This is a genomic window from Nostoc sp. CMAA1605 (assembly GCF_021596505.1).
In the GTDB taxonomy this organism is placed as follows: Bacteria; Cyanobacteriota; Cyanobacteriia; order Cyanobacteriales; family Nostocaceae; genus Trichormus.
This window is the reverse complement of sequence record NZ_PJIZ01000005.1, coordinates 35,568-58,434: the sequence shown is the minus strand read 5'-3', so window position 1 is coordinate 58,434 and position 22,867 is coordinate 35,568. Positions and strand designations below refer to the sequence as shown.

Annotated in this window: 18 protein-coding genes and 1 pseudogene; 8 read left to right on the top strand and 11 right to left on the bottom strand. The window is 42.0% G+C overall.

Annotated elements, in window-relative coordinates; genetic code table 11:
- Positions 1-281: 281 nt before the first annotated feature.
- Positions 282-1,664 carry a 23S rRNA (uracil(1939)-C(5))-methyltransferase RlmD gene (rlmD, locus tag CV014_RS03205; protein ID WP_236140703.1) on the bottom strand — a complete coding sequence of 461 codons (1,383 nt, stop codon included), beginning with the start codon at positions 1,662-1,664 and terminating at the stop codon, positions 282-284.
- A 145-nt stretch (positions 1,665-1,809) separates the two neighbouring features.
- On the opposite strand from rlmD, the gene CV014_RS03200 reads away from it, so the two are divergent.
- A complete protein-coding gene (locus tag CV014_RS03200) occupies positions 1,810-2,295 on the top strand; it encodes an allophycocyanin subunit alpha-B (protein ID WP_103140195.1) in 486 nt (161 codons plus the stop codon).
- Positions 2,296-2,650: 355 nt separating this feature from the next.
- Here the strand turns inward: CV014_RS03200 and CV014_RS29840 are convergent, their stop codons facing one another.
- From CV014_RS29840 to CV014_RS03185, 4 genes and pseudogenes are all read right to left on the bottom strand, one after another.
- Positions 2,651-2,782 carry a hypothetical protein gene (locus tag CV014_RS29840; protein ID WP_268964468.1) on the bottom strand — a complete coding sequence of 44 codons (132 nt, stop codon included), beginning with the start codon at positions 2,780-2,782 and terminating at the stop codon, positions 2,651-2,653.
- Positions 2,783-3,404: 622 nt separating this feature from the next.
- On the bottom strand, positions 3,405-4,883 hold the full coding sequence (gene glgA / locus CV014_RS03195; RefSeq protein WP_236140702.1) for a glycogen synthase GlgA: 1,479 nt from the start codon (positions 4,881-4,883) through the stop codon (positions 3,405-3,407).
- Between the two features lie 271 nt (positions 4,884-5,154).
- Positions 5,155-5,911: pseudogene (locus CV014_RS03190) on the bottom strand (circadian clock KaiB family protein).
- A 122-nt stretch (positions 5,912-6,033) separates the two neighbouring features.
- Positions 6,034-7,341, bottom strand: a complete 1,308-nt coding sequence (locus CV014_RS03185; protein ID WP_236140701.1) for a type IV pilus twitching motility protein PilT — start codon at positions 7,339-7,341, stop codon at positions 6,034-6,036.
- Positions 7,342-8,053: 712 nt separating this feature from the next.
- Between CV014_RS03185 and CV014_RS03180 the strand changes: the two genes are divergently transcribed.
- Positions 8,054-8,431 (top strand): hypothetical protein, encoded by a 378-nt coding sequence (locus CV014_RS03180; RefSeq protein WP_103140199.1) that lies wholly within the window; start codon positions 8,054-8,056, stop codon positions 8,429-8,431.
- A 209-nt stretch (positions 8,432-8,640) separates the two neighbouring features.
- Positions 8,641-9,759: a non-hydrolyzing UDP-N-acetylglucosamine 2-epimerase gene (wecB, locus tag CV014_RS03175; protein WP_236140700.1), complete on the top strand. Its 1,119-nt coding sequence runs from the start codon at positions 8,641-8,643 to the stop codon at positions 9,757-9,759.
- 68 nt (positions 9,760-9,827) lie between these two features.
- Here wecB and CV014_RS03170 read toward each other — a convergent pair whose 3' ends face one another.
- The 5 genes from CV014_RS03170 to CV014_RS03150 all read right to left on the bottom strand — a co-directional run bounded on the left by CV014_RS03170 (position 9,828) and on the right by CV014_RS03150 (position 17,631).
- Positions 9,828-10,640 carry a peptidoglycan-binding domain-containing protein gene (locus CV014_RS03170; protein ID WP_236140699.1) on the bottom strand — a complete coding sequence of 271 codons (813 nt, stop codon included), beginning with the start codon at positions 10,638-10,640 and terminating at the stop codon, positions 9,828-9,830.
- A 316-nt stretch (positions 10,641-10,956) separates the two neighbouring features.
- Positions 10,957-11,874, bottom strand: coding sequence for a M23 family metallopeptidase (locus CV014_RS03165; RefSeq protein WP_236140698.1), 918 nt, complete (start codon positions 11,872-11,874; stop codon positions 10,957-10,959).
- A 448-nt stretch (positions 11,875-12,322) separates the two neighbouring features.
- Positions 12,323-13,741: a glycogen synthase GlgA gene (glgA, locus tag CV014_RS03160; protein WP_236140697.1), complete on the bottom strand. Its 1,419-nt coding sequence runs from the start codon at positions 13,739-13,741 to the stop codon at positions 12,323-12,325.
- 89 nt (positions 13,742-13,830) lie between these two features.
- Positions 13,831-14,802, bottom strand: coding sequence for a hydroxymethylbilane synthase (gene hemC / locus CV014_RS03155; protein WP_236140696.1), 972 nt, complete (start codon positions 14,800-14,802; stop codon positions 13,831-13,833).
- A gap of 711 nt (positions 14,803-15,513) precedes the next feature.
- Positions 15,514-17,631: a bifunctional serine/threonine-protein kinase/formylglycine-generating enzyme family protein gene (locus CV014_RS03150; protein WP_236140695.1), complete on the bottom strand. Its 2,118-nt coding sequence runs from the start codon at positions 17,629-17,631 to the stop codon at positions 15,514-15,516.
- A gap of 42 nt (positions 17,632-17,673) precedes the next feature.
- On the opposite strand from CV014_RS03150, the gene CV014_RS03145 reads away from it, so the two are divergent.
- The 3 genes from CV014_RS03145 (at position 17,674) to CV014_RS03135 (ending at position 20,888) form a co-directional block, all read left to right on the top strand.
- Positions 17,674-17,847, top strand: a complete 174-nt coding sequence (locus tag CV014_RS03145) for a hypothetical protein (RefSeq protein ID WP_236140694.1) — start codon at positions 17,674-17,676, stop codon at positions 17,845-17,847.
- A gap of 77 nt (positions 17,848-17,924) precedes the next feature.
- A complete protein-coding gene (locus tag CV014_RS03140; RefSeq protein WP_236140693.1) occupies positions 17,925-18,899 on the top strand; it encodes a YegS/Rv2252/BmrU family lipid kinase in 975 nt (324 codons plus the stop codon).
- A gap of 426 nt (positions 18,900-19,325) precedes the next feature.
- Positions 19,326-20,888 carry a metallophosphoesterase family protein gene (locus tag CV014_RS03135; RefSeq protein ID WP_236140692.1) on the top strand — a complete coding sequence of 521 codons (1,563 nt, stop codon included), beginning with the start codon at positions 19,326-19,328 and terminating at the stop codon, positions 20,886-20,888.
- A gap of 137 nt (positions 20,889-21,025) precedes the next feature.
- Here the strand turns inward: CV014_RS03135 and CV014_RS03130 are convergent, their stop codons facing one another.
- Complete coding sequence (locus tag CV014_RS03130; RefSeq protein ID WP_236140691.1) at positions 21,026-21,658, bottom strand: Uma2 family endonuclease; 633 nt, start codon at positions 21,656-21,658, stop codon at positions 21,026-21,028.
- A gap of 257 nt (positions 21,659-21,915) precedes the next feature.
- On the opposite strand from CV014_RS03130, the gene CV014_RS03125 reads away from it, so the two are divergent.
- Entirely contained in the window at positions 21,916-22,143 is a 228-nt protein-coding gene (locus tag CV014_RS03125) for a hypothetical protein (RefSeq protein WP_236140690.1), read from the top strand.
- Positions 22,144-22,229: 86 nt separating this feature from the next.
- Positions 22,230-22,763, top strand: a complete 534-nt coding sequence (locus tag CV014_RS03120) for an HNH endonuclease (RefSeq protein ID WP_236140689.1) — start codon at positions 22,230-22,232, stop codon at positions 22,761-22,763.
- Positions 22,764-22,867 lie beyond the last annotated feature (104 nt).

Below are 22,867 nucleotides of genomic sequence, written 5' to 3'. Positions count from 1 at the left end.
CATTGACTCTGTTGATTTTGTGTGATTGTTGATACATAAAACGACTTGAATTCATTCATGCTAGTACATTTAGCAAGTTGAGAAATCATAGGAATTACAGAGTTAATAAAGTTCTCTTGAAGTCGTCGATTTGTAATTTCAACAATCTTTTTATTAGTGAATAGAGCCTATGCAACTTTAGTTGTATGAGCAAAATTATTGATGTTTTGATGTTAATCCGATTTTAGCATTTTTACTATGCAATAGACTACAAATTTGCAATTTGAGTTTTTTGTAAAGGACTAAGTATCCTTGCCAAAATGTGATAACACAAGAAAGACGGCGGCTTCAACATGAGATGTTTGGGGGAAAAAATCGGCGGGTTGGATGCGTTCAATAGTGTACAAGTCATGTTCACAAAGTAATTTCAAATCACGAGCTAGGGTAGCTACTTTGCAGCTGACGTAAACGATGCGCTCTGGTTTCGACAATAATAAAGATTCGATGACAGCGCGATCGCATCCCTTACGTGGCGGGTCTAGTATGACTACACTCGGTATTATTCCCATGTTTGGCAGTAATTTCTCAGCCGCACCCACTTTAAATGTTACGTTATGTATACTGTTGCGCTCGGCATTAGCGATCGCTTGTTGAACTGATTGAGCTTGTAATTCTATTCCTATAGCTTGCCGTACCTGCTTTGCTAGGGGTAAAGTTAGCGTACCAATGCCGCAATAAGCATCAACTAAGACTTCATCACCCTGCAATTGTAGTTGTGACTGAATAACATTTAAGAGAGCTTCAGCAGTTTCCGTAGAAACTTGGAAAAATGTATCGGGGCGGACTTGAAATTCTAATCCCGCAAATGTTTCTCGCAGATAAGGTACCCCTGCAATGCAGCGAGTTTCTGCACCGAAAATAGCATTGGTGCGCTGGGGGTTGTAATTTAATGACACTCCCACTAGTTGGGGATATCGCTTGAGCCAAATCTCGGCTTGCTTAGTAATTCTTGGTAAATCTTGATCTTTGACCACCAAAGTTAATAACACTTCACCCGTCCGCCTGCCAATGCGGAGACTCAAATGGCGAATTTGTCCTTGATGGCGGTTTTCATCATAAATTGTCCAGCCTTGCTGTTGAATATCTTGCTTAACTTCCGCTAATAATGGATTTAAGCGTGAATCCTGGACTGGACATTGATTTAAATTCACTAATTGATGGCTACCCTTTTGGTAATAACCAGCTTGTACTTGACCCGTAGTAGAAATATCTAATGGATATGTGGATTTGTTGCGATAATCCAAAGGTGAGTGTGCTACGAGGACGGGATCTACTGATGGTGCGGTAAAACCACCGATACGTTGTAAAGCTTGGATAACCTGATCCCGTTTGGCAATGAGTTGATAGTCATAATCAATATGTTGCCACTGACAACCGCCACACTTATCAGCCACAATGCAGCTAGGGCGAATGCGGTATGGGGAAGGTTGTAATAATTCTTTAAGTTTGCCGTGAGCGTATTTAGGTTTGACATTTACCAAGCGTACCAGAGCGCGATCGCCTGGTACAGTATCCGGCACAAACACCACCCGTTCTTGAAAACGCCCCACACCGTCACCTGTATCGCTCAAATCTGCGATCGTCAGTTCTATTAATTCACCCTGCTGCCAAATAGAATTAGTCATTAGTCATTAGTCAATAGTCAACAGTCAACAGTTATTCTTTCCCCGTTCCCCTGCCCCCTGCCCCTGCCCTAATTCTTCCCCTCTTCACTTCTGTACCTCCAACTCGTTAAACTAGCAAATAATACTTCGCGTGATTTAAATAATCATGACTGTAATTAGCCAAGTTATTCTCAAAGCCGACGACGAACTGCGTTATCCCAGCAGTGGCGAACTCAAGAGCATTAAAGAGTTCTTGCAAACTGGTGAACAAAGAACACGCATTGCTGCTACCTTAGCGGAAAACGAAAAAAAGATAGTCCAGGAAGCCACCAAAAAACTGTGGCAGAAGCGTCCTGATTTTATCGCACCTGGCGGTAATGCTTACGGTGATAAACAGCGCGCTTTGTGCATCCGTGACTATGGCTGGTACTTACGCCTGATTACCTATGGTGTACTTGCTGGCGATAAAGAACCAATTGAAAGCATTGGTTTAATCGGAGTGCGGGAAATGTATAACTCCTTGGGTGTTCCTGTTCCTGGAATGGTAGAAGCTATCAATTGCCTAAAAACAGCATCTTTAGACTTATTAAGTGCAGAAGATGCCGCAGCTACAGCCCCTTACTTTGATTACATCATTCAAGCGATGTCTTAGTAATTAAGTTTAAGCTGGTTCTACAACTGTGCTTCTAATCTACTAGATTGAGTGTGAAGTCTTAACCTCATACATCGATAAAATCTCCAATTTGATCATACCTCCCCACATTTGGTTGTGGCTGTGGCCAGTTCTGTGTCAAGTTACCAACCAGAGGTGGGGAAATTTTATTTAGTCAATGGTCAATAGTCATTAGTCATTAGTCAATAGTCATTAGTCAATAGTCAATAGTCATTAGTCATTAGTCATTAGTCATTAGTCAGCACTGGCTAAACGCCGCGCTACCGCTAACAGCACTCAGCACTCAGCACTCATTAGTCATTACTCATTACTCAGCACTCAGCACTCATTACTTCTACCCTATCCCCAATCCCCAATCCCCAGTCCCCATACAAACAAAAAGCCGACAACCTTGTTCACAAGACTGTCGGCAATTAGTGTGTTCCCTATTAATGACTCGGCTAGAGTTCAGTAATGAGGTAATCATCTCAATTTGTTCACGGATATCCAAGGATCTTAATCATAAATCTATGTGATTGTTATCACTTAAATTTTGAAGGAAGACTGCATATCTAGGTAAATTATGTCACCAGTACGAAAGTAAAACTACTTATGATAGCAAAATCACGTAAAAAGATTGCAAGATTTAGCTTTTTTTTAATCATGATTATCGAGTCGAAAACAATAAGTTCTGCTGTACTACGTTCTGTGTCTGAGCGATATTAGGAAAGAATAGGAAGGTTAATTTTCTCTGGGTATATTTTTTGTTATTGAAGTTGAGTTTCCTTCTATCTGCAATCTGTTATGTTGATACTGCACCGTCATGGTAAAGAATTTTTATATCTCTGGGCTGATTGATCAATCCGTCTGTGTTAACAACAACAAAATTTTATATTTCTTTATATTTACAGCAATTTTCCGGTTGATAAGAAGTTTAATCAGTTTTTCTAGGGTGGCTTTTGTCGGTTTTATTTGGGTTTGTGGATGATTAATTAACTATGATACTCTGTTTTAAATCAAGCGATTGCTTTCTTGAAATTGCCTAGAGTTAACCAATAAAAAAGCCAGTAATATAAGTTTACTGGCTTAATTACATAAATACAGTGGGATTACCACTTATATCTAATCCAGTCGTAAATACTTAAGTATTCTGTGCCTGGGTAATTCCACGAGTAGTCATATTTCATACCCTGAGTAGCTAGTTTTTGAAACTCTTCAGGGGTCTTATACCACAAGTCAATTGCCCGATTCATTGCTGATTCTAAAGCATTATTATCGGTTTGATAAAAGACATAACCATTACGTTTTTCTGCTGGTAAATCTGGGTCGTAATCACGGTCAAATACTGTGTTCACCAATCCACCAACGCCCCGCACGATAGGAACAGTCCCATACTTTAACCCAATCATCTGGGTTAAACCACAGGGTTCATAATTGCTGGGAACAACAATCATGTCCGCTCCAGCATAGATGAGGTGAGATAATTCTTCATTAAAGCCCAGTTCTAAATGAACATCTGGGTTACTATTCAAAAATGCTTTTTCATGACGAAAATGGTCGTTAATTCCAGGTTCCGTGGCTGAACCTAGTAAGACAAATTGTGCTTCTTTATTCAGGGAATGATAAATGGCGTGGTGGACAAGATGCACACCTTTTTGATGATCTAATCGACCGATATAAGCAATGATGGGTTTATCGGAGGCGCGGAGCATTAATCGCTCACGCAAAGCTTTTTTGTTATATATTTTTTGTTCAAAATCGTCGGCAGTGTAGTTATACGGTATGTAACGGTCAATTTCTGGATTCCAAAAATCGTAATCAATACCGTTGAGTACCCCTTTAAATTTATCTCGCTGCAAATGCAACGTATGGCCTAAACCACAGCCGACTTCTGTATGTTGAGCTTCTAGGGCATGGTGGGGTGAAACTGTTGTGACTGCATTGGAGTAAACAATCCCTCCTTTCATGTAGTTCAACGCAAAGGGGTTGAAGTTGTCACGCAGCTTATCGTATTGGAAGTAATAGGACTCTCGATTTAAACCTGTAGCCCAAAGAGTTTTTGCGCCACCAATTCCTTGATGTTTAAAGTTGTGGATGGTGTAACAAACCCGTTGATTTGCCATGCCATGATATTTGTAAATCTCATACAGCATGACGGGAACTAAGCCTGTTTGCCAATCATGACAGTGGATGATGTCAGGACGCTTATTGCTCTGATGGAGGAATTCTAAAGCCGCTTTGCTAAAGAAGGCAAAGCGCATATCATCATCGTCACAACCGTAGTAGCAACCACGATTAAAGAAATTATCTTCTGAGTGGGGTTCAATGAAGAAACACACTCGCCCATGTACCCAACCACAGTATACGGTGCAGTGAATTGCGCCACCAAACCAAGGCACGGACAAATTTAAGTAAGCCTCATGTAGTCCCCAAATATGGTCGTAACGCATACAATCATACTTGGGTAAAATTAGTTCGACGCAATTGCCCCGAATGTCTAATTCTCGACTCAAACCGTAAACGACATCCCCTAAACCTCCTGCCTTAATTACAGGAGCGCATTCCGAGGCAATCTGTACTATGTACATTCCTAGTCCTCGCTTTACAAAAGTTTATCTTTACTATACATCCCAGTATATGAAAGATTTACTCATTGACAACCGAGTGTTTGAGTGATAAGCGCACATAGATTACCTGAAACCTAGATTTATTCGCTAAAAGTTCAAGATTTCTTGACTTGATTCAACACCCCACTCATCACTCAGCACTCATCACTCATCACTCAGCACTCATCACTCAGCACTCATCACTCATCACTCATCACTCACTACTCAGCACTCAGCACTCCCCACTCATCACTCACAAATTCTCTTTCGCTCCTAGCATTTGTAGAAGTTTTTTCGGGATTATCTAAATCACCAACTAGACGGCGAATGGGATGAGGCCAAACTTTTACTAGGGTGGGAGTGGCAGATACTTGATCAATTTCTGCTTGTTCTGGATTCGTTAAAACATCAATGACTTTCATGGTGTAGGGGTATCCTAGCGATCGCTCTAATTGTTCATGTAGATTCTTCAGGATACGTTCTGTATTGGCACTATGTCCGGCGACAAATAAACGCAGCACATAGGGCTTAATTTGAGTCTTTTGTATTGGTCTAGCTGGAGGGTAATATCTTGGTGCTGGTTCAGAAAGGTCTAAATTGACGACTAGATCATGTTCTTCCCAGAGTTGAGGAAATGCGGATTGATAGGTGGATAGTACCATGCGATCGCACAATCCATCCTGCCACGGCGCAGGTTGCCATACCAAGTCATGAGTCTCAAAAATTGCATTTAATATAGCTTGATGCTTAATCACCAATGGATAAGCTTCCGCGAATGTCTTGACTTGCTGGGTTTGCGGATCTAACCAGTGGTCAATAGTAGCTGTATAACAAGGAACCAGAAAATGAGGCGGTTCTGGTAAATCAAGAATTTCTTGCAAAGCAGTACATAGATGCGAATGCCATCGACCTTGCTTATCAGGGTCAATACAGTAAATTAAATCTCCTCCTGGTGTGAATAGGGCAATTCCCTTGAATAACTGAGGTTGAAATAGCTTATCTGTAGTCAAGTTAATTTCTTTAGGGGACTGGGGACTGGGGACTGGGGCATGGGTTATGGGGCATGGGGCATGGGGTAAAATCTTTTCTACACCCTTACACCCTTACACCCCTATACCCTTACACCCCTACCTTAAACTCTTCCTCGGAGGAACTGAGCCATTTCATTAGGCGTTGGAGACATTTCTAAGGCTGTTTCTTCAGTGATGCGACCTTCTTGATAAAGGTTGAGCAACGACTGGTTCATAGTAATCATACCGTCAAAACCAGCTTGCTTCATCAATTCGGTAATTTCATCATACTTACCATCTTTGATCCATTCTTTGATTGCCTCTGTATTAATCAGGATATCGTGGAAAGCTGCCCGCTTGCCGTCAGTTGTCCGGCACAAGCCTTGAGCAATGACTGCCACTAAAGATTCTGCCAGTGCTACCCGCATCGCATCTTGTTCTTCACCTGAATAGAGGTTCAAAATCCGTTCAATGGTTTTTACCGCACTGTTGGTGTGCAGAGTTCCCATGACTAAGTGACCAGTTTGAGCCGCTTTTAAAGCTGTGTTAACGGTTTCTTTGTCCCGCATTTCACCCACCAGAATCAAATCTGGGTCTTCCCGCAAAGCTGCCTTTAAGGCATTATCGAATTTTCGGGTGTGCATCCCTACTTCCCGTTGCTTTACTAAAGATTTACGGCTTTGATGGACAAATTCCACAGGGTCTTCAATGGTGATGATGTGTTTAGCCATTTCTCGGTTGATGTAGTCAATCATGGCTGCCATTGTTGTGGATTTACCAGAACCCGTGGGGCCCGTGACTAGAATTAAGCCTTTGTGATAATGACAAATATCACGGAAGACAGGCGGTAATCTTAATTGATCAATAGACAGAATTTTTAAAGGAATCAACCGCAGTACCATTGCATAGCCTTTGAGCGAGTCAAAGACGTTAATCCGAACACGGGCAAATTCGTACTGAGTCGCACCATCAAATTCTAAATGTTCTTGGAATCTTTGAATTTCTGCCTCATTCATTACCTCTCGCAACCAACTCATGAAGATGGCTTTATCCGTTTCTGGGTAGTCTGTAGGGGTAATCTCTCCTCGGCTACGAAAGCGGGGTACTTCACCTACTCCTAAGTGAATATCTGAATAACCTTTATCAAAGGCTTCCTTGATAATCTCACCTAAAGTTAGCCCTGTACTGGCAGGACTGGCAGCAGGCATTGGTGGTGGCATTCCTGGACGGTGCGCCGCCGCAGGAGGAGCTGGAACTGGGGGAGGTGGTGCGGCTTGTCCGCCACTTCTATTGACTGAAGACATATCCAATGTTTGGGTATATTGGCGTTGCGTCATCACATTTGGGGGTGGTGGCGGTGGCGGTGGTGCTGGCGGCACATTTTTCACAGTCACAGAGTTTGGATTGGAGGAATTGGCTGGTTCTGTCATATATCTTTAGAATTTCGCAGTCAAACAGGGAATGAGTAGAAATCTTGGCTCAACGGCTGGGGAATTTAGAAAATAGGGAACTTCAGGCTTCTGACTAATGTGAGAGGGTTCCGTAACACTCTGTTACATTGCTTTTGTTGGCTTTGTATAGTTTATGACGCTAAAATAAAAACAAAAAAAATAACTATACATAAACTGGTTTAGCTTAAGAGTTTCAGAAAAAACCTCAGTAAATATATTGTTAATAAATAGTGTTTGATAATGCAGGAAAATACGTTACTGAGGCAGCAATATTTTAAATGAGAAATTAAATGAGAGAAGTGTGGCTGTGTTCACTACAAGTGACTAGCAGTTAACAGTGAAATCATCCGTAGATAATTTGTTGAGTCCGTTGAGACAATTATGAGAAAAATCGCCATTTTTTATAAGAAGTGTTAAGCATAATGCTGCTCACAAGCCTGAAATAAACTTTTTGGTCAAATGATTTTTAGCTGGTATGCCTGAAGATAGATATTAAAAGTGGGATTTATGGTGAAATGTGAACTTAACTTTACATTCATAGTTACAAAAAATTAATTGTAAAGTTTAATAAATAAACCCTCATTTTTGCGGATGAGTTTTATATACTGAAACTTCATTGAATCATTCAGTTGCTTGCTCAAGCGAGATATTACTGAAATTAAATTTTGCTGTGTACTTAGGAGGAAAAGTCATGGTTTTGGCTCAGAGTTCTAATCTCGGAAAGACCTACTCCTTGTTAATGATTAAAAGTTTTTTGATATGGACTTTTACATTGGCAGTATGCTTGTTGGTTGTCGGGTTTCCTTTGGTTGTATTAATGGCTACGGTCGGATGTTTGTTGTCGATTGTTCTGCAATCTGTAATGCCTGTTAGCGCAGTATTACTTGTTGCAGGTGGTTTGATTATGTTTAATGTGATGTCCGTTTTAATTGGTGCAGGTGTGCTGACCATGAAAGGTGTACATCCAACAGAAGTTCAATGGTTGAGCTGGTTACACGGCGGAGAAGCAGAGCAACTGCAAACAACTGTATATGCCTCTTGCCCACTAACTTGCGACCTCAAAATGTAGTTAGTTATCCCAAAAAATTCGACAAAAAGCATCTGCCCGGTTAAGCCGGGTTTTTTCGTGTTTGGGGGAATTAGGGAATAGGGGTGTAGGGGTAACAGAGGAAGAAAAACAATAACTAATGACTAATGACTATTGACTAATGACTATTGACTAATGACTATTGACTAATGACTATTGACTAATGACTATTGACTAATGACTATTGACTAATGACTAATCAAAAACGTGTTTGCATTATCTTGGGAACTCGTCCAGAGGCGATTAAGTTAGCTCCGGTAATTCAGTTGTTTCAGGACGCACCGGACTTTGATTTGCAGGTGATTTTAACTGGACAACATCGAGAGATGGTTGAGCAGGTGATGCAGCTGTTCAATTTGAAGGCAAATTATGATTTGGAGATTATGCAGCCGCAGCAATCTTTGAGTGATATTACTTGCCGGAGTTTACGAGGTTTAGAACAGTTATTTTTAGAAAATAAGCCGGATTTTGTGATTGTTCAAGGTGACACGACTACGGCTTTTGCCGCGACTTTGGCGGCATTTTATCAAAAAATTCCTGTTGGTCATGTGGAGGCTGGTTTAAGAACTGATAATATCTATAATCCTTATCCAGAGGAAGCTAACCGCCGATTAATTTCTCAACTGACGCAGTTACATTTTGCCCCTACAGCGTTGGCTGTGGAAAATTTGGCACGTTCTGGGGTGTTGGGGGAAATTCATTTGACGGGAAACACAGTGATTGATGCACTGTTAAATGTGGCTGCAACTCAACCTGCTTGCAATATTCCTGGTTTGGATTGGAATTCTTACCGGACTTTGCTGGCGACTGTGCATCGTCGGGAAAATTGGGGAGAACCTCTGCAAGCGATCGCCCAAGGTTTTTTACAAATCTTAAATAATTTCCCTGATACGGCTTTACTGTTACCCTTACATCGCAATCCCACGGTACGAGAACCATTGCAAGCATTATTAGGCGATCATCCGCGTGTATTTCTAACTGAACCACTAGATTATGCCGAACTAGTGGGAGCAATTGGGCGATCGCATTTTCTGTTGACTGATTCCGGTGGTTTACAAGAAGAAGCACCCAGCTTGGGAAAACCAGTGTTAGTCCTCAGAGAAACCACAGAAAGACCGGAAGCGGTGGCTGCGGGTACAGCAAAACTAGTAGGTACTGCTAGCGACAGTATTGCGGCGGCGGCGGGTGAATTACTCAGTAATTCCACAGCATACGAAACAATGGCTAACGCGATTAATCCCTTCGGAGATGGTCACGCAGCCGAGTATATTTTGCAGATTGTCAGAAAATACTTTGGGATTGGGGATTAGGGATTGGGGATTGGGGAAGAATCTTCCTTGTCTCCCTTCCCTTGTTTCCCTTGTCCCCTCTCCACTCCCTATCCTCGCAGTAGCGCACTGCGAGTTTCTGGGCCGACTACGCCATCAACGCGCAAGTCGTTATTTGCTTGGAATTCTCTGACTTTTCTTGCTGTCACAGGGCCGTAATAACCTGTGGGTTCAATGCCTAACGCTTTTTGTACTTCTGAGACAGCCTCGCCTTTAGAACCAAGAGTGAGGGTGACAGGGCCGCCAGTTCCTGGATTTGGTTTGTCTGGCATATTGCCTGTAGACGCTGTGCTAAATAAAGCAGTGCGAGTTTCTGGGCCGACTACGCCATCAACGCGCAAGTCGTTATTGCCTTGAAATTCTCGGACTCGTCGCGCTGTTACAGGCCCATAATAGCCAGTGGGATTAATTCCTAAAACTTTCTGTACTTCTGCGACAGCTGCCCCTCTAGAACCAAGGCTAAGTGTAACGCGTCCACCTACACCTGCATTGTTATTGGGTTTGTTGGGACGGGTGGCAGACATATCACCCACCCACTTTGCAGATACATATTTATTAGCAGATAAACGCACGAAACCGTTAACTGTTTGAGTGCTGGTGATGTTTGTCCCGTTTGGTAAACAGTCTACGACTTTAGCGTCCATTTCTGGCTGTATACGTACATTCAGACAACTGCCATTAGTTCTGACATAGGCAGCTACAGCAGATTGGGTTTGGGTAATAGCAGCAAAAAATACCATACAGCCAGCTAAAGATAGCCAAGCTGAAGATTTGAGTAATTTTTGCCAATTCCAATTGAATTGGGGAAATTCGTAGTCGATATATTCAGCCTGACCGTTTGCCTCTTCGTTGGCAATAACCATAGAGGAATAAGCAATATATTCCATTGGTAAACACCTTATATTTTGGTAACGACTAAAAACTTACAGACAATATTTTTGTTTGTGTAATTTTGACTACTTTATATCATAAAGCGTTTTGCTGTTGCCAAGGTTAAATACGCGGAAAATGTATAAAAATTGTTGCAAAAAGAACTGACGCGATCGCACCAGTTCTTTTTCATCATGTCTATGCTATTGTGGATTTAAGGAGACTAGACAAGCAAATATTTAGAGATTAGTGGCTCTGATACAAAAGTCATAAAACCTTAATTTTTGCTCTCACCAAAAGCTGAGTTTTTCACTTATTGAAACTATGAAAAGTATCAGTACGAACTTGGTTGCCATGACGTAATATTTGCACTTTATCAGCACTGACTAAGTAAGAATAACTGCCATTATTAGCTTGATATTTGTTGTGACCAACACTCCAAGCGGGAATTTTGATTGGTTGATGAGGATCTTCTTTTAATTGACCAATGTAGAAAAACTGACCGTTTTCTTGGCAAACTGTGACGAATGTATTTTTGGTTTCACCTTGAACAACTGAGACACCATTGCAGCCTGTATTGTGAATAGGTGCCAAAGTGATGGGAATTGGTATGGTTTGGGATGGTGAAACTGTTTGTGTTACTGAAGGTTTGACAATTGGTTGGGGTTTATGAATTTGATAGCCACCAGCCGCAGTAGAAGATATGTGATATGGGGGAGTATGGCTAGCAATGGATGAGGCCAATAAACGCTGAGGATCAGAAGCAACTTTACCATTGGGGTAAATTTCAAAATGTAAATGAGAACCGGTGCTATTACCAGTAGATCCCATTTGTGCAATGATTTGACCTTGTTGGACTTGTTGACCTTTGCTCACTAGTAAACGGCTGTTATGACCATAAACTGTGACACTCCCATTGGGGTGTTTGATTTCTATGGCATTTCCTAATCCCCATTCATCCCAGCCTGCTTTCATGACTATTCCATCCGCCGCCGCCATAATTGGTGTGCCAATTGGCCCAGCAATATCGATTCCTTCGTGTTTATACTTGCGGAAGCCTTGAGAAATATATCCAGTAGTAGGCCAGATAAATTGGTTATTAAAAGAGGGTGTTTGTGGAATTGCGACTTGAGTAAAGGCAGTAGTATTGCTGATGACTACCGCAGTTAATGAAATTAATCCTGTCAAGCCATAAGTACACCCACGGAGAATAGTATTTTTTCTCACAAGTTATAACCCTTGCAAATATCGCTTAGATAGTCTGTATATATTCGTTTGTTCAAGATAGCACTGGAAATATCAGGATAAAATCCGTAAAATTTATTACTTTTATATATGCCGCACATTACATAGACGCAGATGTTGTAGAGAAAGTGTCAGGCGGCGATAATTTGTGCAAAGATAGCGAAAAATTTTGATGGGATCAGGCAGTTCTAAATCATTCTTAAGAAACAAGAACCCTGACTTTTAGAAAAAGTCGGGGTTCTGGAGGCTCAATGCTTTAAAAAACAGTAGTGGCGTGGCAAGGCTAAAGTAGTGCAAAAATATAGTTCTTATGGTGTAGGCATCTTGCCTGCACTGGACGGGCTAGAAGCCCATCCCACAAGATAATTTTAATGCAATATCTAAGGCTTGCCACGCCAGTAGGTTACGTTATCGCTAACTCAGCCTCAATTTATTGAATGATTGCTAATTCTGGTTGTGGTGTTTCTTCTGGTTCTGGTAAGCCGTACATGGAACGATAGAGTCTGTCATATTCTTTAGCGGATTTGTACCAACTGAAGTCTTGACTCATACCGCGTTTTTGTAGTTCTTGCCATTGGGGTTTGTAGCGGAAGCCTTCCCAGGCGCGAATCATACAGGTGAATAAGTCTAGGGGTTCGTAACGGTCGAAGCAATAGCCTGTACCTGCTTCGTTCATGGGGTCGTGGTGGGATACAGTGTCTACTAGTCCACCGGTGCGGCGGACGATGGGGACGCTACCGTAACGTAACGCCATCATTTGACTAATACCGCAGGGTTCAAAGCGGCTAGGCATTAAGAAGGCATCTGTACCAGCGTAAATGCGGCGGGATAGGGGGTCATTATACAGCAAGTATGTGGCCATGCGTCCAGAGTAGCGGGAGGCTAATTGCCACATTTGGGTTTCGTAGTAGCGATCGCCTGTCCCTAGCAAGACGAACTGAGCATCAGTATACGCCATGAAGCGGTCTAACATTTGGATGACTAAATCCAAACCTTTTTGTTCGACTAACCGCGTCACCATACCTATTAAAAAGGCGTTTTTATTAACTTCTAAACCAACTTCTTCTTGTAGGGAAATTTTATTGGCTTTACGTTGATCTAAGGTTTCTGTTGTGAAGGTTTGAGCGATATATTTATCGGTGGCTGGGTCGTATACTTCTGTATCGATGCCGTTAACAATCCCAGATAACTTACCACTAATAAAAGATAGTAAACCTTCTATTGTTTCACCGTAAGCTGGAGTCTTAATTTGTTCGGCGTAGGTGGGAGAAACTGTATTGACTCTATCGGCAAATTGGACTGCGGCTGCCATTGTATTATGTCCTTGCATATACCAAGGACACCAGGTAATTTTCTCTAAATACCAACGCCAAGGCCCTTGATACGCCAAGTTGTGAATTGTAAAGACTGTGGTGATGTCTGGAGACTGGTGCATCCACACAGGAATCATCCCTGTGTGCCAATCATGACAGTGAATAATGTCTGGTTTCCAGTGATTCCAGCAAAATTCGGCTGCACCATTGGCGAAAAATGTGAAACGCCAGTCTTCATCATCACCACCATAAATGCGACGGGGATTAAAGGCAGGATGTCCAAATAAGTACAAGGGAACATCAGTACCAGGCAGAATTGTTTCGTAAACTGCAAAATCTTGGAACATGGCGTATCCCCACCAAACAGGTTCTTGGGGAATCTCCATTTTATCGGCGAGAAAGCCATAATAGGGCAGGAAAATTCTGACATCATGCCCCATTTTTCTCAAGATTTTTGGTAATGCCCCGACAACATCACCCATACCACCAACTTTGGCAATGGGTGCTGCTTCTGCTGCTACAAATAGAATCCGCATGGTAATTTTTATGTCCCCGGCTCTTGAGTTTTTCTGTGAAGTAATTACAAGAATTACTCATATCTAAACACATCTCGGAGCATCATCGTCTAAGAACCACGTTGAATCTCTGCAAAGATAGCATCAAGAATTTCTTGCGCGCCTTGTTCCCGTAGTCGGTTGGCTAATTCTATCCCCAGATTTTCAGCGTCACTCGTTGCACCAGATACGGTGTCTTTGACTAGGTTTTGTCCGTCGATGCTGGCAACTACGCCTGTGAGTATTAAATTATCCTCATCTATTTCTGTATTTACACCAATGGGTACTTGACAGCCACCTTCTAAACTGCGGAGAAATGAGCGTTCTGCTAAACAACGATCGCGGGTTTCAGGGTGTTCAATTACCTTCAGTAGTGAGATTAATTCCGTATCATCACCACGACATTCGATGCCTAATGCACCTTGACCGACGGCGTGTAATGATACTTCTTTGGGGAGAATTTGGTGGACGCGATCGCCCATACCTAAGCGTTGCAATCCAGCAGCCGCTAAAATTAAAGCATCGTACTCACCTGCATCGAGTTTAGCGAGGCGGGTATTTAAGTTTCCGCGCACATCTTTAAATGTCAGGTGAGGGAACTTATTACGTAACTGTGCCAAGCGTCGCAAAGACGATGTACCCACTACCGCACCGGCGGGGAGAGTATCAATTTGCTTATCTTTAAATTTTTCATGCACTACTAACGCATCTGCGGGGTTTTCCCGTTCTGTGATAGCGGCTAGTGCTAAACCTGCGGGAAGGTTGGTAGGTAAGTCTTTGAGGGAATGCACGGCAAAATCAATCTCTTGATTGATCATTCCCAATTCTAATTCCTTGGTGAATAGTCCTTTGTCGCCTATTTTGGCTAATGCTACATCCAGGATGTTGTCGCCTTGGGTAGACATGGTATGGACTTCAAAGGTAATATCTGGATAATTTTCTTGCAGTTGGTCTCTTACCCAGTAAGTCTGAACCAGGGCTAGTTGACTTTTACGTGAACCAATCCGAATTGTGCGTTGGGCTGTCGAAATAACTGAAGTCATAAAACAATATGTCAAACCAGGCGATATTTTCACTTCTCATCTAGACTACCGCAGTGGGTGACTTACCGGATGGCGATCGCCTGATTTTAGTTAAGTTTATTTTGGTTTTTGTTTACAGTTTGTAACACTAGGGGAGCAGGTGGGAGGTAGGGCGATCGCATGAGAGCAGAACAAAGCTTTAATCCTAACCCAGTTGTGGAAAATTTACGCAAGTTAAAAGCTGAAAAAATGTCAAGCCTTGAATGTCAGTTCCAATAAACTGCTGATGAACTTAGGCGGATAATAAGCTTTTAGATAGTCAGCACATCATAAATTATGATGCGCGTCCCTGCGATCGCCAAGACTAAAAAACCGGGTTTCTGAATGAAAGATTCAGGTTTCTAAGCTGAGGTATTTGCAAGAAACCCGGTTTTTAACCCGTCGCTCGCTAAACCTCGTTCTGTACGAATTATGCCTACTTGATTCATACTCAAAAGATATCTCTTTATTTAAATTTTAGGCGATTAGCTACGCTGGGCGGTTACGCCATCGCATCCTAACCAATATTTACAGTTTGGTAGGGTGCGTCAGTATGAATAATTTCTGGGTATAGTTAGGTTCTCTCACACTGACGCACCCTACATTTTCTGCCAAAAAATTCGAGTCGCCTCATGGCGACAAACAAGAATAAAAGAACAAGTGCAAAGTATAAAAGGACTAAAGTGTAAAGGGCTACTGGAGAATCCTCCCAACACCGCAGACAACACGAAAACCAATATTGTCGTCGATGAAGTCGCGCACCGCCCCATGGTTGAGGTCACGGGACGCAGAACGGCAGCTAATAGGATTGTCGTTCCAGGAACCGCCCCGCAGTAAGGCTCTTCCTTGCTTTTGATAAAGATGATTATGATCAGGAAACCAAGGACTGCCATCTATTGGCGCACCTTGATAGTTTTCGTGCCAATCATCAAGACACCATTCCCATATATTTCCGTGCATATCGTATAAACCAAAAGGGTTTGCAGGAAATTTTCCTACATCGTTTGTTTGTTGGTAAAAATTGTTGTAATTTGCTAACTTCTTCGTAATCATGTCACCAAAGTAATATGGAGTAGTCGTCCCCGCGCGACAAGCATATTCCCATTCTGCTTCACTCGGTAAACGATAGGTTCTCCCAGTTTTTTGCGATAGTCTCGCGCAAAATTCTACCGCCTCATACCAAGAAACCTTTTCCACAGGACGGTTAGCACCTTTAAAACGAGATGGGTTGGGATTTAAATCAATATTCACCTTACCAAAAGCAGCAACAGCTTGCCATTGTGCTTGAGTCACAGGAAATTTGCCCATAAAAAAGGGTTTGACAGTGACGTTATGCTGTGGACTTTCAAAATCATATCTTCCTGGTTCATTTTCTGGTGAACCCATGAGAAATTGACCACTAGGAATCGCCACCATATCCAAAGCCACTCCATTACCCAAATTTTCTCTAAAATACTCAGCACGTCGCTGACTCCGGTTGATTTCATGTTTCTTCCCTAAACCTAAAAACCCTGAATTTGTAACTGTAATGGTAGCGGTTTCAAATTCAAAGGGTTGAGTCTTAATAATGGGGTTAGATTTAGCGTTAGATGCTTCCTGTTGTTGACGTAATCTTTCCGCTTCCTTCTGCGGTTGCTGAGATTTTGACTGTAGTGGCGCAAATACTCTTGCTTCTATCGCTGCAATATCTTCACTCCGTAATCCCAAATGTTGCTGATAGTCTTGTAATTCCTTGTGTGTTCGCTGACTAAAAGGATATTCTTGCTTGACTACATCAATTAACGCCTGTTCATACTCTTGTAACTTCCGTTCATATTCCCGATAGGGTTGCAAAGCTTGTGTTTGAATTTCTCTCGCTTCCTCCTCAGTTAACCCCAACTCAACGCGCCTTGATTCTAATATTCTCAAAGCAATGACAGAAAAATTACCTTCACCCTGCTGGGCGCGACTGATGACTTCTTGCAGATATAATTCTTTGTTAACCTCAGATAAAACTGTTGGTGGTAATGGTGCTGTGACTGAGATTAAAGCTTGTAATGCTTCTGTGGCGTTAAGATAGCGCATACTGAAGTGATGACGCACCATTTTAGTTAACACTTCAGCCAAATGATTACTCACCTGTACCTTATTTTGCCAGATAATTTCACCTGTTTGGGGGTCTTCTGGCAATTCTGCGGGTAAAACACCAGTTAAAGCTTGAATAGCCATTACTCCTAACGCATAAATATCGCTACCAAAACAAGGTTTACCGCGATACTGTTCATAGGACATATAACCAGGTGTGCCAATCACTACGCTAGAATTTACTTCACCTTGGCTATTAATCATTAATGTGCCTAATTCTTTGACTGCGCCGAAGTCAATTAAGATAATCTTGACATCTTGGCGACGCATCAAGTTTTGGGGTTTGATGTCACGGTGAATAACTCCCTGTTGATGGACAAAGGAGAGGATTTCTAACGCATCTTGTAAAAGTTTAGTCACATAACTTTCACTCAGCCGCTTACCAGGGAAGATTTCTCGACTCAAATCTTGTCCTTCGATAAACTCTTGTACTATATATAGATTGTCGTCTTGGTTAAAGTGCGCGAGTAGCTGGGGAATGTAGGGATGTTTTCCCAGCCTTTCGAGGATAGCGGCTTCTTTCTCAAAAAATTCGATGACACGGTTTTGGGTTTGGTTAGGACGTAGTTGTTTTACAACACACAAAGGTTTACTAGGTTGGAAATTATCCCTAGCCAGATATGTGACGGCAAAACCACCGCCACCTAGTAACTTGATGATTTCGTAGCGTCCCGCCAGCGTGTTCAAGATGAGTATAAACCCTGGTATGTTTCATCATTTTTAGTCTAATTGTTAAGCGTTGAATCTGGCAAGATTGGGGATTGGGGACTGGTGACTGGGGACTGGGGACACTTCGACAAGCTCAGTGCATCGCTGGGGACTGGGTATGATTTATTTTCTCCCTTGTCTTCCTTGTCTCCCCTACACCCCCACACCCTTACACCCCTACACCCCTTCTTCTAGAAATACGCGAAGATTTGGCAAAAATGATACTGTAAAAGAAAATGGTTTAGCGATCGCATTTAACCTTTGGCAATTTTATGAATCGTTCCGCTTGCCTGATTTTTAATCCCGTGGCTGGACAAGGTAATCCAGATTTGGATTTGGCTCAAATTCGGTCAATTTTAGAACCAGAACTCAATTTAGATGTGCAATTTACTAGTGCAGAAACTGGTGCTGATGAACTAGCAACAGCAGCAGTTCAACGGGGTGTCGATTTAATTATCGCCTCTGGTGGTGACGGAACTTTATCGGCGGCGGCTGTGGCTGTGGCTCGGACTAATATTCCCTTTGGGATTATCTCACGAGGGACAGCTAACGCTTTTGCAGCTGCTTTAAGAGTTCCTGATACTATTGACGCAGCTTGTCGGACGATTTTACAGGGAATCACCCGTGATGTAGATATAGCTTATTGCAATGATCTGCCAATGATTCTATTAGCGGGAATTGGGTTTGAGGCGGAAACTGTAGAACTAGCCGACAGGGAAGCCAAAAAACGCTTTGGGATTATGGCGTATGTCTTGGCGGGAATTCAGCAGTTAAGAGAGTTAGAAAGTTTTGATGTGGAGATTGAAACACCAGACAAAATCATCAAAACTCAAGCGGCGGCGGTAACTGTAGCCAATGCTGCACCGCCAACTTCAGTTTTAGCCCAAGGCCCGGCGGGAATTGTCTATGATGATGGATTATTAGATTTAACGATTGTAGCTCCTAGTAGTAAAGCCGGAGCGATCGCTGCTACCTATCATCTATTTCAAACCGCTTCTTCAGGAAACGCCGCCGAACGCGATGATATCGGTTATTTACGTGCGAAACAGTTCAAAATCACCACAAATCCCCCGCAAAAAGTAGCAATCGACGGTGAAGTAGTGGGAACAACACCAATTGAGATTAATTGTGTCCCCGCAGCGTTAAAAGTATTTGTTCCCTCAGTTCCAGAATTAGAACCGATGGAGAAATTGGAAGGATTACCGAATTTACAGATTGAGTTGAAAGAGTCAGGGAGTGATGAGTGATGAGTGCTGAGTGCTGAGTGCTGAGTGCTGAGTAGTGAGTAGAAACTCAATTTTTAGTTTTGGAAGTTCGTGATTGAGGGTAAAAACGTGAAAATTATCATTATGAACATCAATATCTGAGTCCTGAACTAAAATATTCTCATTTAGAAGTAAAAGGTTTTCGTTTGGAACAAGAACTTTCTCGTTTGCAACAGGAATTTTCTTGTTTGAAACTGTAACATTTTCACAGGAAACGATAATATTCTCATCTCAAACTCAAACTTTCATCCTGAGAGTATATGTAGTATATGTAGGGTGTGTTAGGCGTAAGCCATAACGCACCTAACACCGAGGACTTGGGTACGCTACGCTGTCGCTAACTCACTACTCACCACTCACTCCCCACTCAGCACTCACTACTCAGCACTCACAAAGGAGTAAATGATCGTGAAACTGGTTCATGATCCTGCAATAGCCAAGAAAATCCGTAAAATGCAGCAACGGGTACGTTGGCAAGATGCGTTAATTTTAGAACGAAACATCGACCAAACGCGCTTAGTTCTAGAAGACGGACAAGCAGACTCAAAAGAATTCTCTTTTTTAGTTGTGGGTGATAGTGGTTCGGGAAAACATAAGGGACATAACCCCCAGCGACAAGTTGCAGAGTTGATGTCACCCCACTATCAAGACTGTCGCTTTTTACTACATACAGGTGATGTGGTTTATTTGGTGGGTTCGAGTGAATATTATCAGCAAAATTTTATTCAACCTTATCGGGAATTACTTGTGGGAGGAGAACATCCCAAACAGATTGCTTACGATCGCATGGTGTTTAAGTTACCAGTTCTGCCCGTCCCCGGCAATCATGATTACTATGAATTACCGTTAGTTTTAAGTTTACTGTCTCTCACTACTTTACCGATTCGCTATATATTGCGATCGCAGTTAGATATTGATGTCGGTTTACATGGTTCTGGGGTTGGCGATGCTTATGCTAAGGCGTTTATTGATTATCTCCACAGGTTGAAGTTACCAGGAGAATTACCCCGCCATTTAGATCAACACTACACCGCTACCACCGATACAGGAAGAACTCTTGTCTATAAACCAGGAGATTTCACCCGCATACCCAATCGTTATTACACCTTTCGCTATGGTGGGATTGATTTTTTCGCCCTTGATTCTAATACATTCAATGCACCCCAGCCTTTACCGAAAACCCAAAAAGGCGATCGCGATCGGCAAATTTTAGCCAGTCGTCAGCAAGACTTAGAACGGGAGAAAATGCAAATTATTGAATCTTCTGCTAAGTTAAATCCTGAAAATCCCAACGAAGCTGAACAATTAGACGATTTTCACCACAATTTATCTCAAATTGAAGAAATTATTGTAGATATCAGCAAACAATTAACCACAGATCAACCGCCAGAAATCGACACCGCACAACTAGACTGGCTAAAGCAGAGATTAATTGCATCTTGGCACAATCCCGAAGTGCGGGGAAGAGTCATCTATTTTCATCATCCGCCATATGTAACAGAGGCGACGAAATGGGAACAGGCGCAAACCCTGGCTATTCGCAGCCATTTGCGGGAAGTTTTTCAGGCTGTAGCCGCAGCGATCGGTACAATCAACCAAGGACGACCTTTGGTAGACTTAGTTTTAAACGGCCATGCTCATTGCTTAGAATATCTGCAAACCCTAGACACAGGACACGCTGACAGTAATATTAATTGGTTAGTTTGTGGTGGTAGTGGCTATAGTTTACGTCGCCAACGGACAGAAGGCGCAGACTTAACAGAAACTTGGGGAAATACAGAAAGATTAATTGCGCGATCGCATTTTTTCCTCGGACGTAATGGACAAGGTTTTGAAAAACGCCGTCCTTATTCCTGTGTGCGAATTGATGTTACAGGTGAAGACAAACCCCAATTTAAAATTCGTCCCCTAGTCGCCGAATGGTATCAGCGTCAGTGGCATAATTATGAGTTACCAACCATCATGATTTGAGAGACAACTTATCATAATTACTAATTCGTAATTCGTAATTCGTAATTAAAATTTCAGTGGGAAACGCAACACCAATAATCATTAACATCAACGAGATTTCTGTTGGGTTGCGCTACTCTTAACCCAACCTACTTCTATCATGCTTTATTATCTCTTACCCAAGTACGAAAAGATTTAATCAAGGCAATTTCTCCCATGTTTTTGCTTTGCTGAAGAAATCTACTTAAAACACTCACAGATATTATGGGGAAAGCAAGGCTAAATTCATTTTCAATATATTTTCCTTCCCACAAGCGATAAAATTTTAAATCTTCTCCGTCATATCTCCATAGTTCCGTTACACCTAAAGCAGAGTAAATATTCAATTTATTGACTGAACTGCTAGTAATATCAATTTCAATAGCTAAATCAGGCGGTGGATCTATTTCTAAATCTAAACTTTCTTTACCTCGAATAGCTAATTCATTTTGAATATAGTAACAAGCATCTGTTTCTACACCTTTTTTCTGTAATTTACTTTTTAAAGTTGTAGAACCAGCACTTCTAATTTCTATGTCTAACTCTTCAGCGAGAACAATAATCAAGTTACTAAAATTACTTTTAGGATTTTCATGCTCAAAAAGCGGGGTCATAATTTCTAAAGTCCCACAATCATAAGCAAACCTAGAACCTCTGTTTTCACCTGTATCTCTCAGCAAGGCTTCAAAGGTTTCCCAGCTAACGTTATGCAATACGGTTCTTTGTTCGGCTGGTGTTGACTGTATAAGCATATAACAACACTGATGCTATCAAAATGTATGGATAAGTTGCGAAAGTTTCACCCATATCTCTAATATAATATTCGCTTTGCATTCCCCATTTTTCATTATTAACTCGTTTACGGGAATGCGATCTGGCGTGTCAAGCTGAAAGTAGTGCAGAAATAAACCTTAAGTTTTCCACAACTTACTCCAACTACCAGTAGACAGATTTGTAATACGCGTGTAACATAGAGTTAGGTCGTAACTACAAATACTACAAAAAACCAATGAACCGCAAATTCTTCTCAAATATTAATAGTGCAGTACGTCCCTACTCCGCACGGGGTTCAGGTAGAGGAATTGTGCTGTTCATCTTTAAGAAAACACATCAATTGTTTAGTGGTTTATCCTGTAAAGAATACACCTTTTGGGCAATTCCTGCGGCAAGCATTGTAAACGCAATTATGAGCGATCGCAATCAAATTATCTACAGTGGGGGTGCAAATGTTGTATAGCACCAATATCAGGCAGAAAGTACCAACTACCTAACCCCCGCTTTATTTCACCAGAGGCGGGGGTTATTTTTTTAGGAGTGAATTACATGGAAGCTCGACCACCTTTTCAGCAGCCACACATACTACAAAATTCTGTCGTAGTGTTCTCTAAGAACTACTTACCAATAGCACGCGTCAACATCAAGCGCGCCATTGTGCTGTTAGTTACAGGCCAAGCAGAATCTTTGAGTTTTGGTACTACAAAACAGTGGGAAGTTCGTTCACCCAGTTTCGTACTACAAGTACCAGAACACATCCGCTTGACTGTGAGCAATCCCGAACGACATTGGAAAGTACCGCCTGTAAACCGTCGTGAGGTGTTGAGACGAGACAACCACACCTGTCAATACTGTGGTAGCACCAAGCGTCTAACACTCGACCATGTAATCCCCCGTTCCAAAGGTGGACAGCATACTTGGGACAACGTTGTTACAGCTTGTGAAAAGTGTAACTCAACCAAAAGCGATCGCTTACCCCATGAAGCGGGAATGGTACTGAAAAACAAGCCCAAAGCCCCAATTCATCCAACTGTGGCATTTGCAGAACAGTTTTGGAATACTCAACGCTTGAGTGAAGGTTAGTGGTGAGTGCTGAGTGCTGAGTAGGGAGTAATGAGTAATGAGTAGGGAGTAATGAGTAATGAGTGGTAAAGGGTTGATTCTAATGGGTAATTCATAGGACACCC